Raw genomic sequence first — 12,713 nt, 5'->3', positions numbered from 1 at the left:
CATCATTAACGAATATCTAAATCGTCGTCTGCCATTGTTTTGGCAAATGCTGCATATAATTCTGTGATTTTAGCAGCATCAAATGGGACACTTTCGTTGTCCATCAATGTGATGGCTGTTCTATCCTCACTAAGTGAAGACACCTGCATTCGGTATTCATCTTTTTCTAGATTAAACTTCTCATCATCACTGGAAAATAGAGAAGACCACCAACTGCTCTCACTATTACCATACGACACAAATAGCAGCCCATTGGATTGGTCTAAATCTTTTACATTGAAACCTAGTTTACGTAAAACAAGCAACAATCTTGGCCAAACAACCTCATATTTTCCATTTACTACGTAGGCGGAGTCACCATTTTGATTGAAGCCCAGCTCCATCGGCAAACCACGACGAATTTCTCGAATACGCTTCATATCAGCAACACGAATTTGATGTTGATAGTGGCTAATGACGCGGTTAAGTACATTCACTTCATTGCGACGTTCAGATTCTGCGTCTAATTCAGCAATTACGTCTTCCCCTACCGTCTCCATGTAATCTTTCATGTTCACTTTTAAGGCTGCTGTGCGCCCATGAGGCTTTAGTGTTAGCGTAAATTCAAATCGCTTGCCGATACTTCTTTCAGTTGATGTCCAATCAAACCACCCGTTACTTTCACTCTCTTCGATAATAAGCCAATCGGTAATTAAGGTTTGATTATCTTTATCAAAAGACGATACGCCAATACCCTGCTCTTCCAAAAAGCTAAGTAAAGAGTTCCATATTGTTTCATCAAGTGGTTTGCTGTCGTCAATTTGATCAAACCAGACCGTCGCTTCTTTTTTTCCTTCTTCAATATGAGAGCCAGACACCAACGGTAACACCAATGCTGGAGACACCACCGTGATGTTGTCACCAAGCAAATCAGAGGGTGCATTCGCGCCAACACTGGGTAAATCATAATCGCCTGAATAATCAGGTTGATCTAATTCTTCGGGTACTTTAAATGAGCTTAAACGTGATTTTTCAAGATATTCAAAATCACCATTTGCTGTTTGTCGTTCATGTAAACTAGTACAGGCCGTTATACACGTTAGTCCTATACCAGCAACTATCGCTGAAATCCGAGTCATGCTTTCTCCTCTATGATATAACGCCTATTTCGCGCATGACTTGTTCGAGTGCGTTTTGACTTTGGAGTTCCGGAGTGACCAGAGGTAAACGCAAATTTGCACAGGGTATCATGCCCATTTTAAATAATGCCCACTTAGGCATAACAGGGTTTGATTCCAAAAATAAGGTTGTATGTAATTGCTTGATGCGACCATTGATATCCATCACATCATCAAAACGTTTGTCTAATGCTGCTTCACACATATCAGACATTGCTTTGGGGACGATATTTGCTGTTACCGAAATAACACCATCGCCACCCAACGTTAAAAATTCTGCGCCTGTAGCGTCATCTCCGCTAAGTAATACGAAATCATCTGGTACTAATGCTTTCGTTTCCTTGTAGCGAGACATATCTCCGGTTGCATCTTTAAGTCCGACAATATTTTTATGCTCTGCCAGCTCTGCAACGGTTTCGGGTAACATATCTGCAACCGTTCTTCCGGGCACATTGTAAAGCAGTACTGGCAGGTCTGCTGCATCGGCAATAGCCGAAAAGTGAGCAACCATGCCACGCTGTTGTGGCTTATTGTAGTAAGGCACAACACTTAAAAAGCCAGCAATACCGGTATTCGCTAACTTGTTACTTAGAAATATTGCTTCCTCGGTAGAATTTGCACCGCTTCCCGCGATTATCGGGATGTTGCCTTGCGCAAATTGAACCGTTTTTTTCACCACATTGATGTGTTCTTCGAAGGGTAACGTAGCAGATTCGCCCGTTGTACCTACTGAAACGATACCATGGGTGCCATTTTCAACATGAAACTCGACCAGCTTTTGCAAAGCGGTATAGTCTACTTTACCAAGGTCGTCCATTGGTGTAATTAGCGCTACATAACTGCCCTTGAACATGCTGTCTCCCGTTAAAATGAGCGACTTATGGTAATGACACCTATGCGTAAAAACAAGGGATTATTCGCGTAAAATAGGGCTAAACGGTAATTTAGAATCATTCCTCTATTTATGCGTCTATTTTTCGTACACTTTTAAGGCGCTACAACGACTAGTGTCATGTCACACTAAATATAAAGATGTGCAAAAATAAGGGGTTATGTGGTTCTAAAGGCGATGATCTAACCATTCGTAAAATATTAATAAACTGTGATAGACTACGGCACTTTTATTTAGCGTCTAACACACGTCAGAAACATGAAGCATCAGTTAATTGTTACCATTCTCGGCTCAGATCGTGTCGGAATATTAAGTGCCTTAGCCTCTGCTGTAAGCGAAGCAGGGTGCAATATCCTTGACAGTAGACAAGCGATTTACGGGCAGGATTTCTCTCTTACCATGATATTAGAGGGCACGCAATCTTCCATTACAAAAGCAGAGCTAAAGCTACCCATGGTATGCCAGCAGTTAGATCTTTTGTCTATGATGAAACGTACTCAGAAACACAGTAAGCAAAATCTTAAACATATGGTGGACATAAAGCTTTCTGGTGTTGACACCGTAGGAGTTATGCAAAAGGTTACCTCATTTCTTGCTCAGTTCGATATTGCTGTGAATGCGTTTCGTCAAAAAACGTACACAAACAAAGAGACGCAACAAGAAATGATGCAATGCAAAATGGTAGCTAGCGTACCTGACGGAATCGAACTAACGGACGTAAATCTGGCCTTTCAAACCCTGCTTGATGCGTTAGGGCTGCAAGGGCAGATTTCAGAGAAATATTAGAGGACATTATGAAAAGATTACAAGCAGGCGACAAAGCGCCCGCATTTTCACTGCCCAATGAAAACGGTGACACAACCTCATTGGCAGATTTTAGCGGTAAAAAAGTACTGGCTTACTTTTACCCTAAAGCCATGACACCTGGATGCACTGTTCAAGCTCAAGGCTTACGCGACAGTCAGCAAGAGTTGGAAAAGCACAATGTTGTCGTGCTGGGTATTAGTCCCGACCCGGTAAAACGTTTACCTAAATTCATCGAAAAAGAATCCCTCAACTTTGCCCTGCTTTCTGACGAAGACCATGCCGTAGCAGATCAATTTGGCGTGTGGGGCCCCAAAAAGTTTATGGGTAGAGAATTTGACGGTATTCACCGCATTACATTTTTAATTGATGAGAATGGCATGGTCGAACATGTCTTCGATAAGTTCAAAACCAAAGAACACCACAATGTCGTGTTAGATTACTTTAATTAAAATAATCTAACAGAAGTTGCTGACGTTGCGTGAAACAACTGAGCAGCAACTTCTCTTTACTCATTACTGAGACAATTGAGGTTCACTAGACCACGCATTAAAGACAGCTTTCACCAGCGTTGCTAACGGGATAGCGAAAAACACCCCCCAAAACCCCCACAATCCGCCAAAAAATAGCACCGCGACAATAATATAGACTGGATGCAGGCTTACCGCTTCGGAAAATAATAACGGTACTAACAAGTTACCGTCTAATGCCTGTATTACGCCATAGGCAATCATCAAATACCAAAATTCAGGCGAAATGCCCCACTGAAACAAAGCTACAATAGCAACAGGAATAGTCACTACCGCCGCGCCAATGTAGGGAATCAACACAGAAAAACCAACTAGCACGCCAAGTAAAACAGCATAACGTAAATCCATAAACGCAAACGTAATCGCAGACACTCCGCCTACAATGATGATTTCAATCACTTTTCCGCGAATATAGTTCGCAATTTGCGCATTCATTTCAGAACCGACTTGGTTTATTAATCTCCGTTCTTTTGGCAATAGACGAGACACGTTTGTGATCAGTTCTTTTCTGTCTTTTAACATAAAAAAGACCATTAACGGCACAAGAATGAGGTAGATCAGTAGGGCCGCAATATCCACAATTGAGCTCACAGATGCAGTGATAAGTTGCTCACCAAATGCTGCGACGGTCTGATCAAACTCTTCCAGCATCTGTTGAATGTGGCCAACACGCACCAGGCCAGGATAGGTGTCTGGCAAGGTGAGTAGCCATGACATTCCCTGATCCCATATCTGCGGTAGCTCTTTGAGTAAGTTTGCGCTTTGTTGGGTAACCACAGGGACTAACCCAACAAAGGTAAATATCGAAACACCAATAAAGGTTACCAATACACCGATGACAGACAGTGTTCTTGATGCACCCAATTGGCACAGTTTATTCACCGGCCACTCCAATAAATAAGCGATAACAAACGCGACAAGCACGGGCATTAAAATATCGCCCCAAAGGGCCAAAACTAAAAATGTGAATACCAGCAAAAAAAGAAGTGTTACTGAATCTGGATCTGAGAATTTTCGCTTATACCAGCGCCCTACGACACCAATCATGCATATTCCTTATTGGTTTATCTCACAAGGATTAGCTATTTCCGAGATTCGGAATTATCGACAATGCGATTCCATTTGGAAAGAACTAATTACAAAAGTTGCGGTCACAAATATTTCTTATTCATGTTAAGAATATGTGTTGCAACAAAAACGCTAAGTCAAATTTAGGTGTCAGATAACGGAGACATAACCTATTAGTAGACCTTGATTTTTATCATAACACGCACATCTAAAGTAGATACACCTGTTTCAAAGTACTATGCAAGGGTTTATAGTAAAGCGTTGAGACGGATGTAAGCTCGACAGGCACGAAGACAGTAGGAATTATCGTTGATTAGAGTATTTTTTAAGACCATTTCCCTTGCTCTAACGTCTGCATTGGCAGCCGTAGCATTGTATAGTAGTGCGCAATCCATCTCGGGCGTTGGACAAAGCTCTAAAAACAAATTACCTGAAATTGGCGTGGTAGCCGCCGACGCTATCAGCATAGACAAGGAAATGGAAATTGGGGATATCCTCATGCGCCAAATGCGTGCGCAAGCCCCCGTCATTAGTGACCCATTACTTGATGAATATTTACAAGACATTGGCAATCGCCTCGTCGCTCAAGCACAAAATGTTAAATTTCCCTTTACCTTTTTCCTGTTAAACAATAAAGATATTAACGCTTTCGCTTTTTTCGGTGGTCATATTGGTATCCATACCGGACTCATCTTTCATGCAGACAATGAAAGTGAGCTTGCATCAGTTTTGGCTCACGAAGTAAGCCACGTGACCCAACGACATATCGCCAGAAGCATTCAAGCCAGACAAAAATCAACGCCGCTGCAAATCGCCTCAATGTTTGGCGGCTTATTACTCGCGATGGCGAGTCCAGAAGCGGGCATTGCAGCCATACAAGCCAGCAACGCCGCCGCAGCGCAAGCGTCTATTAATTACACGCGCTCAAACGAAAAAGAAGCCGATAGAATCGGCATTCAAATATTGGCACAAGCAGGATATGATCCTCGGGCAGCAGCCAGCTTTTTTGGCAAACTTGCCAGCCAAACACGAAACCGTTCTAAACCTCTTGCCTTTTTGTTAACGCACCCGTTGCCAGAATCACGTATCGCTGATGCACGCACACGTGCAAATACAATGGGAGGCAATTTCAATAGCGACTCAATGAATTTTCACTTGGCGAAAGCACGTGTGATAGCTCGGTATTTCTCAGCACCAAACACCAATATTGCATTATTCAAAGAGCAGCTTGACAAGCAAAGTTATGTGTATGAAGAAGCTGCAAAATATGGTTTAGCGTTATCTTACCTTGCCAATGATAATATTGAGGCCGCAGATGCTATTATCACTCAGTTGCGCCAGACCTACCCTGACAACTTATTTTTTGTTGACACTGCTACAGATATCGCACTGGCTCAACATCAACATGACAAAGCCTTGTTAATGTTAAGTACAATGCAAAAGCGTTATCCCAACAACCAAGTGGTCGCACTAAATTATGCTAATGCCGCCATTGAAGCGAAACATTACGACACAGCGATTGAAGTATTAAAAGATTTTTTACTGCTAAAGCCCAATCATTACCTCGCCATCCAATTGCTTACTGAAGCATACCGCAAAAATCAGCAGCCCCTAGAGATGCACCAACATAAAGCCGAAATGTTCGCTTTGGCGGGGGCATACAAACGGGCAATTGATGAATTACATACCGCTTACAATTTTGCAAATGAACGACACCTTGAAAAGCAACGAATCAAAGCACGTATCGACCAATTTCGCAGTGCACAAGACCGACTAAAGGCCTTGTAATGCAGCAAGTTTGGCAGACAGTTTTTCTTTAGTTTGCTCCCCATATAGCGTAATCACATCTCCTCCGTTAGGCGGGAATATAAACGTAGCAGGTAGCCCTCTAGGGTTCACCGCCTGTGGAAGTATTACATCACCGTCTATAAGCGGGAATTGCATATTGTAGTTCAACTTGATTGTCTTAAGTTCGTTTCCTGTTATGCCATCGAAATTCACGGCAAAAAAGGCAACGTCTGCTGCGCTTTCTCTCTGAAGATCTGCATAAAATGCGTTAAGCTCTGGCACTTCACGAAGACATGGCGCACACCACTCCGCAAAATAGTTAACGATAACCCATTCATCAGACAATGAAGACCAGCTGTATGCTTCACCACTCACTGTCTTAAAGTCAGTACGCATACTCTGAAAGGTAAAAAAACCAAGAATAAGCGCAAATAACGCGGTGAAAATAATAACTATTTTTTGCAATCTCGATCCCTGCCCTTTACGTAAAGAGAGTCTCGAAGATAGAATACAACTAACGAAACTCATTGAAATTACTCATTACTATGTCTGAAATTAAAATTTTGCACAATCCTCGCTGTTCAAAAAGCCGTCAAACTTTGCAGCTTCTTGAAGAAAAAGGGGTATCTCCCGTTATCGTTGAATATTTAAAAACACCGCTTGGCGTGGAAGAAATCACCAGCATTATGAAAAAGTTAGGCATTTCTGACCCTCGCGAAATGATGCGCACAAAAGAAGACGAATATAAAGCGCAGAATTTGAAGGACAATGCATTGCTTCCTCAGCAATTAGTTGAAGCAATGGCGAATACCCCCAAACTGATTGAGCGTCCTATCGTTATTCATGGCGATAAAGCCAAAATAGGCCGTCCTCCAGAGAGCGTGTTGGATATTCTATAATGACCGAATCATTGGCCTCGTCAGCGAATGTGTTAGTGCTGTATTACAGTAGAAACGGCAGCACCAAAAACCTGGCTTACAAAATTGCACAGGGAATTGAAAAAACAGGGGCACAAGCCACTATACGTACCGTCCCCCCTGTTTCTGATAATCTATCAACGACACAGTCATCTGTGCCAGAAACAGGCGATCCCTATGTTACTAAGCATAATTTAATGACATGCTCAGGACTTGCGTTGGGAAGTCCGACTCGTTTTGGCAATATGGCCTCTGCTATGAAATATTTCTGGGACAGCACGTCAGACACATGGTTGTCAGGGCATCTTGAAGGTAAGCCCGCCTGTGTATTTACGTCAACTGGCAGTATGCACGGAGGGCAAGAGTCTACTTTACTGACAATGATGATCCCACTGCTGCACCACGGTATGATTTTGTGTGGTCTACCCTACTCTGAGCCCGCTTTACACACTACGCAATCCGGAGGCAGCCCTTACGGCGTAAGTCATGTGTCTGGCAATAAAGAAGATGCTACATTAACCGCTGAAGAAACCGCACTGGCTATCGCACAAGGCGAACGACTTGCGGCTCTCAGTATCAAATTAAACGATAAATAGGGCGCAAAACAGCGCAATAAACATTCACTATTATGACCGACACCACTAAGATAAAACGTTATCGTATACTCGCGCTGACAGGCTATTTCGGCCTACTCATTTTCGTTGCACTTTGGCAATGGGTTTTAGTTGAATCTCCGCAAACCTCTTTACTGTTCCGTTCGTTGTGGATTATTCCACTACTTCTTCCTTTAAAAGGCATGATTACTGGTAATCCCTACACGCATGCGTGGGCCAACTTCATCGTGCTCATCTACTTCTTACATGGGCTAACGGCAATTTATGCTGTTCAGGAAGAATGGTTTTATGCTTTATTGGAACTACTTTTTGCCAGTATGATGTTTATTGGCTGCGTTTACTACGCCCGCCTAAAAGGAAAAGAAACAGGTTTAGGCTTAAAGAAATTAAAAGACGTAATGGCAGAAGAAAAACAGCGATTTGAAGGAAAAGAATAATGAGATATTGGGCGTGTTTGTTCACTAGTATCCTCCTCGCATCATGCGGCGGCGGAGGTAGCGGAAACGACTCGCCCAACTCCCCCACTCTTCCACCCGCTCCGGCTCCCTCAGTGGGTGACGTTACCCCACTTAAAGACACGGATACCTATACCCTATATGGTTCGACTCGTGCTCAAGTAGGTGAGTCTATATCCTTTGCGATTGTGACGAAAAACACCCCAATTACCCAAATAGCGTGGCATCAATTATCAGGGCCTGACCTTACTTTTTTATCCGAAACCAGCCAACTTATTGCCTTTGACGCGATAGAGGAAGGGAATTACGACATCTTCCTGTCTGCTACGCTCAGTAACGGAACCGTCATAGAAGAGTCCCTTGAATTTAGCGCTGTCAGAAACAGTCAAGCATTAGCTAATCTGCGTCTTGATCACGAAGCAACTGAACTGGCTACCGCGTCATTGCGCGTTGATCATACTGAAGAAAAAGACATCGATAACATCATATGGAAACAGCTTGCAGGCCCAAAAATCAGCACCTTTAGCCAAGACGGTGCTTACGCATTTTTCACGCTTCCTTCTGTGAGTCGTGATGCCATTATTGAGTACGAAGCAACCGTTCAATTTACGGATGGCACTGAAGCAAAAGACCGTGCCTACGTCTTAGTAAAAGACACCACGTTTAGTGCCAATCGATACTTTAATCGCGCCGTTGCAACCACATTTCCCTATCGCAAAGACTCACCGTACCAGTCTGTATTACAGCCATGTATTTATAACAACACGCTGGAGACGTCTTGCGCATTTTCAACGTTGCCGCTGATTGGCATGAGCGCCAATGCCGTTCCAACCAATGAAGACATATTAAACAGACTTTTAGTATCTCACTCATGGATGGGCGATGCTTTCAAAACGTTTCTGGAAAATTCAGCCTCTTCTCAAGATATTAAAACCTTGTTGGGCGCGACCACCGCGATTGTGATTTCTTATGATATTAACCCGTCGTTTTATACCGCTCAAACAGGCGCAATTTACCTTAGCGCGAACCACTTCTGGCAAACGCCAGCACAACGAGATAGCGTCAATGACACGCCCGATTATCGGAGTAACTTTGGAGAAGAACTCGGTTTTGTAATGCCTTGGCGATATGTTAAAGACGGCAAAAACTACATTGACAGAGACGGCTATCCTGCCAGTGCGAGACTCACCCGCACATTTTCCGACATGGAGGCAAATGTTGTTTGGCTGTTGTATCATGAACTTGCTCACGCGAACGATTATTTTCCACCCTCTGTGTGGGCATCGATTAACAAATCAACGACCCCACTTGCGTATTGGCGAGACAATCCGCCACTGTCTGAGCAATTTAGCCAACAATACCCACTTAACTCAGAACAAATGAAAAGCCTGGCACAGGTTCGATTTCAAGGTGAACAAGCCACTGCCAGACAACAAGCTTACACTGGCGATGATGTAACCTTATTCTTTAAAGATGATCGCGCGCTGGAATTTTATAGTTATTCCACTGAACGCGAGGATTTTGCGCTTCTTGTAGAACAGTTTATGATGGCCCACAGAATGCAAGCATTAGCCGATGTTGCCATTATTGATAAAAACCAACCCGCCGATGAAGATGCAATCAGCTGGGGGGAGCGTAACAGGGTCAACCATCCAGACATTCAAGCCCGAGCCAAGGCGGCGATAGAGCGCATTTTACCCAACTTAGATGCGACGACAATTCAATCAAACCTGCCTGAATCAATCATACTCAAGCGAGGAGAATCTTGGTCAGGGTTAGTCGCGCCCAGCGAATCACCTAGCCGACATATTGAAGGTAGTGAAAAAGGATGGTTACGCAGACATGAATGGCGTCATGGTTCGTTTCACTAAAAACTGAACCATCAAAATGAGTTGCATAGTTAAAGAACGCCTCTAATTAAAAAGAAATGCAAGAATACTGTCGCTTATGTGTCGGGGGCATTCTACAAATGGTACTAATAGCGTTAGAAAACTACAATGCGCTTGCGGTAAGGCAGAATACAGACATTCTCTTCTCAAATTTTACCTAAATTTTTTTGCATAACGTACAATGAGCAGACAAGTTGTAGTTCTTACTGTAATGGTGGATAACGAGTGTATAAGAGCCAAGCTAAAATAGGCAGACTAACAAGTCCAATAAAACTAATGTGTATAATTCCGTAGCGACCTAACAATTTAGCTAATGGTAAAAAAATGAGAGGATGAAGCATGGCCGCGATAAATAGCAACAAAGCACCAATCCATGAAAAATTATATCCCCACATTATCAAATAAATAAAAAATCCAATAGAAAATATATTTGAATTAATGGTAATAAAAATACGTACGCTTTTAGGTGTGCCTCCCCAACTAGAATGCTTTGATTGGCACACAATGAAACCAGTCAAGAGTATCCAGTAAATTATTTGATTAATTTCCAGAGTATCCATATACACCTATGAACTTTCTTAGCGACATCAATTACTATTAAAACCCCATATCATGAGTTTCATCGGAAAGAAATTAGGAGAACTCTTTGGCACACTATCAAGCCATTGTGCTCGCTCATATGCTCCCACACAACCATCTATCAGAATAACACTCGCTCAATTATTGAAAATCTCAAGCCGAGTGGTATTGAAACTACTTAAAGTGACAAGACATCTTTAATAAAGGGAATCGTTAGCCGTCTTTTCTGTTGCAAAGAGATATTGTCTAGTTTTTCCAGTGCTTTCATTAGGCTCGCCATGTCACGTTGCATGTGGGTCATCATGAATCTTGCGACATCCATTGACAAAGCAATACCTCGTCGTTCAGCACGGCTAATCAGCGTCAGCAATCTTTCGTCTTCAGACAAAGGCTGAACATGATAGGCAACTCCCCAACTCAGGCGTGATGCCAAGTCGGGCAGCTCAACCCCCAACTGCTTGGGGCCTGCGTTTGCTGTCATAATTAACAAGCTGTGTTGTGCCTCTCGCACACGATTAATTAAATCAAACAAGGCTAACTGCCAAGCAGGGTCATGAGCGATCGCATGCACATCATCGATACAGATAACTTTGACGTTCTCAAGATCGTTAAGAATAGACGTCGACCATTCCGAACGCTGACTTAAGTTAAGGTAAAAGTGCGAATAGTGGCGTTTTTCTGCACGATGGCAAACACTATACAACAAATGACTCTTACCAGCGCCTTGGTCACCGCTAATAAAGGTTAAGAATGGCTGATCACTGTCAGGCTCTAATAGTTCGTTAAGATACGTAACCAGCTGGATATTTTGCCCTGTCATAAAACTTGAGAAGGTTTCATCATCAGGCAGTTGAACAGGCAAAGACAGTTGTTTGGCCATTAGGGCACCCATATGAACTTAAGTTCATCAGACACTTGTCCAAACGCATCGCGTGTAGGGCGAATTTTATCATCCAACTTAAAGGCATTTTTTAGGTCATCCACATTGCCAAATAACGTCAGTGAATAAATCGCTTGTGTACCAGATTGCTGCTTTAAACTGACTTGTTGCACCACGCTAAGGCTTTGCAAAAACTGACTTACGGCAACATAGGTTTGTAGGTTGCTAACGTTAGCCATGGTAATATCGACGACATTCCCCTCTTCACGGCCCGCCGCAAGATCTATCGCATACCGTTTAGCCAACGTATCAGCCAAAATCGTCATCAGCATGGAAGCAAGATTTTCCTTCGTCGATGCTGAGATAGATTGCTGCGTCACATTCCCTCCAGAAATTAAAGAGTAATCTGCAATCCAGCCAGTGAGGGAATCACTCTGAGGATCTTCATAATCGAGCAACCACTGCGGCGTGTCTTGCTGCGCTTCAACGGCACTGTTTAAGGGCACTTCTCGCTTTTCGGAGGCGTTTGCTTCGTCATCACGAAAGTACACCCGAGCTGAGAGAATATAATCCGCCCGATAGCGTTCACTTGCCCGCTGTATTGACGTGACAAATTGTCCCCATACGTCAAACACACTTAGCGCATCAATATCGGTTAAATCATAAAGTGGAAATGCCAATGGAATCCCGCGGCTTTGTGCGGTACGCTTAGCCATCTCAGAAAATGGGTCTTGCTGTGCTTCAGACAAAATCCGTCGTTCGCCTGACTCTATATCTTCTAATGCGATCCATAGCAGACTGTCGGGACGCCTTGCCCCCCAGATAGAAAAACCACTGGCTAAAATCGCGCTTTCAACCCGCTGCTTATCAAACTCTGCAAGAAGAAACTGAATGCCTTTGTCATTATCGAAGCGGTAAGATGTTAAAAACGATTGGCTATTCTTGAGTTGCTGCTTGATTTGGTCATGCTGCAAGATTAAATCAGATCCACTTACCTTTACCAGTACCCGCCCTAGTGCGTCTTTGACCGCACGCGATTGCGCTCGTTCAGATTGGTCTGATACCTCTACTTTGGCTTGGTATAAATTCGTCATCACGGCACTCATCGCCGTGGCAGAAAAAAAGCACAGGCTGACAATC

Annotated in this window: 13 protein-coding genes; 7 read left to right on the top strand and 6 right to left on the bottom strand. The window is 43.2% G+C overall.

The features are described from left to right. Positions 1-5: 5 nt before the first annotated feature. Both bamC and dapA read right to left on the bottom strand, forming a co-directional pair. Positions 6-1,118, bottom strand: a complete 1,113-nt coding sequence (gene bamC / locus OE749_RS05025) for an outer membrane protein assembly factor BamC (RefSeq protein WP_263711261.1) — start codon at positions 1,116-1,118, stop codon at positions 6-8. A gap of 10 nt (positions 1,119-1,128) precedes the next feature. Next, positions 1,129-2,010 carry a 4-hydroxy-tetrahydrodipicolinate synthase gene (dapA, locus tag OE749_RS05020; RefSeq protein WP_263711260.1) on the bottom strand — a complete coding sequence of 294 codons (882 nt, stop codon included), beginning with the start codon at positions 2,008-2,010 and terminating at the stop codon, positions 1,129-1,131. Positions 2,011-2,307: 297 nt separating this feature from the next. Here dapA and OE749_RS05015 point away from each other — a divergent pair, with 297 nt between their 5' ends. Both OE749_RS05015 and bcp read left to right on the top strand, forming a co-directional pair. Further along, positions 2,308-2,835, top strand: coding sequence for a glycine cleavage system protein R (locus OE749_RS05015; protein ID WP_263711259.1), 528 nt, complete (start codon positions 2,308-2,310; stop codon positions 2,833-2,835). Positions 2,836-2,843: 8 nt separating this feature from the next. Further along, complete coding sequence (bcp, locus tag OE749_RS05010) at positions 2,844-3,305, top strand: thioredoxin-dependent thiol peroxidase (protein ID WP_263711258.1); 462 nt, start codon at positions 2,844-2,846, stop codon at positions 3,303-3,305. Positions 3,306-3,368: 63 nt separating this feature from the next. Here bcp and OE749_RS05005 read toward each other — a convergent pair whose 3' ends face one another. After that, a complete protein-coding gene (locus OE749_RS05005) occupies positions 3,369-4,430 on the bottom strand; it encodes an AI-2E family transporter (RefSeq protein ID WP_263711257.1) in 1,062 nt (353 codons plus the stop codon). Between the two features lie 330 nt (positions 4,431-4,760). Here OE749_RS05005 and bepA point away from each other — a divergent pair, with 330 nt between their 5' ends. Continuing rightward, on the top strand, positions 4,761-6,239 hold the full coding sequence (gene bepA, locus OE749_RS05000) for a beta-barrel assembly-enhancing protease (RefSeq protein ID WP_404828126.1): 1,479 nt from the start codon (positions 4,761-4,763) through the stop codon (positions 6,237-6,239). On the opposite strand, the gene OE749_RS04995 is transcribed toward bepA, so the two are convergent. Next, the gene (locus OE749_RS04995) at positions 6,225-6,704 is read right to left on the bottom strand and encodes a TlpA family protein disulfide reductase (protein WP_263711256.1); all 480 of its coding nucleotides are present in this window, start codon (positions 6,702-6,704) and stop codon (positions 6,225-6,227) included. The genes bepA and OE749_RS04995 overlap by 15 nt on opposite strands. A gap of 80 nt (positions 6,705-6,784) precedes the next feature. Here OE749_RS04995 and arsC point away from each other — a divergent pair, with 80 nt between their 5' ends. From arsC to OE749_RS04975, 4 genes are read left to right on the top strand one after another with little or no spacing between them, the layout of a single operon-like run. Next, the gene (gene arsC, locus OE749_RS04990) at positions 6,785-7,138 is read left to right on the top strand and encodes an arsenate reductase (glutaredoxin) (protein WP_263711504.1); all 354 of its coding nucleotides are present in this window, start codon (positions 6,785-6,787) and stop codon (positions 7,136-7,138) included. Continuing rightward, positions 7,138-7,752, top strand: a complete 615-nt coding sequence (wrbA, locus tag OE749_RS04985) for an NAD(P)H:quinone oxidoreductase (RefSeq protein ID WP_263711255.1) — start codon at positions 7,138-7,140, stop codon at positions 7,750-7,752. The genes arsC and wrbA overlap by 1 nt, the downstream gene beginning before the upstream one ends. A gap of 32 nt (positions 7,753-7,784) precedes the next feature. Next, positions 7,785-8,207 (top strand): DUF2069 domain-containing protein, encoded by a 423-nt coding sequence (locus tag OE749_RS04980; protein ID WP_263711254.1) that lies wholly within the window; start codon positions 7,785-7,787, stop codon positions 8,205-8,207. Then, positions 8,207-10,096, top strand: a complete 1,890-nt coding sequence (locus tag OE749_RS04975) for a hypothetical protein (RefSeq protein WP_263711253.1) — start codon at positions 8,207-8,209, stop codon at positions 10,094-10,096. The genes OE749_RS04980 and OE749_RS04975 overlap by 1 nt, the downstream gene beginning before the upstream one ends. A 775-nt stretch (positions 10,097-10,871) precedes the next feature. On the opposite strand, the gene hda is transcribed toward OE749_RS04975, so the two are convergent. Further along, on the bottom strand, positions 10,872-11,573 hold the full coding sequence (gene hda / locus OE749_RS04970) for a DnaA regulatory inactivator Hda (RefSeq protein WP_263711252.1): 702 nt from the start codon (positions 11,571-11,573) through the stop codon (positions 10,872-10,874). Further along, complete coding sequence (locus OE749_RS04965) at positions 11,573-12,667, bottom strand: DUF2066 domain-containing protein (RefSeq protein WP_263711251.1); 1,095 nt, start codon at positions 12,665-12,667, stop codon at positions 11,573-11,575. Before OE749_RS04965 ends, hda begins: the two co-directional genes overlap by 1 nt. Positions 12,668-12,713: the final 46 nt, after the last annotated feature.

Source organism: Fluctibacter corallii (assembly GCF_025751585.1).
Taxonomy (GTDB): domain Bacteria; phylum Pseudomonadota; class Gammaproteobacteria; order Enterobacterales; family Alteromonadaceae; genus Fluctibacter_A; species Fluctibacter_A corallii.
The sequence above is the reverse complement of the archived record's forward strand: the minus strand, read 5'-3'. Positions and strand labels throughout refer to the sequence as shown.

Bases quoted from the DNA above. Each gene is read 5' to 3' on its own strand.
- bamC (WP_263711261.1), bottom strand. From the start codon at position 1,118: ATGACTCGGATTTCAGCGATAGTTGCTGGTATAGGACTAACGTGTATA.
- dapA (WP_263711260.1), bottom strand. From the start codon at position 2,010: ATGTTCAAGGGCAGTTATGTAGCGCTAATTACACCAATGGACGACCTT.
- OE749_RS05015 (WP_263711259.1), top strand. From the start codon at position 2,308: ATGAAGCATCAGTTAATTGTTACCATTCTCGGCTCAGATCGTGTCGGA.
- bcp (WP_263711258.1), top strand. From the start codon at position 2,844: ATGAAAAGATTACAAGCAGGCGACAAAGCGCCCGCATTTTCACTGCCC.
- OE749_RS05005 (WP_263711257.1), bottom strand. From the start codon at position 4,430: ATGATTGGTGTCGTAGGGCGCTGGTATAAGCGAAAATTCTCAGATCCA.
- arsC (WP_263711504.1), top strand. From the start codon at position 6,785: ATGTCTGAAATTAAAATTTTGCACAATCCTCGCTGTTCAAAAAGCCGT.
- wrbA (WP_263711255.1), top strand. From the start codon at position 7,138: ATGACCGAATCATTGGCCTCGTCAGCGAATGTGTTAGTGCTGTATTAC.
- OE749_RS04980 (WP_263711254.1), top strand. From the start codon at position 7,785: ATGACCGACACCACTAAGATAAAACGTTATCGTATACTCGCGCTGACA.
- OE749_RS04975 (WP_263711253.1), top strand. From the start codon at position 8,207: ATGAGATATTGGGCGTGTTTGTTCACTAGTATCCTCCTCGCATCATGC.
- hda (WP_263711252.1), bottom strand. From the start codon at position 11,573: ATGGCCAAACAACTGTCTTTGCCTGTTCAACTGCCTGATGATGAAACC.
- OE749_RS04965 (WP_263711251.1), bottom strand. From the start codon at position 12,667: ATGACGAATTTATACCAAGCCAAAGTAGAGGTATCAGACCAATCTGAA.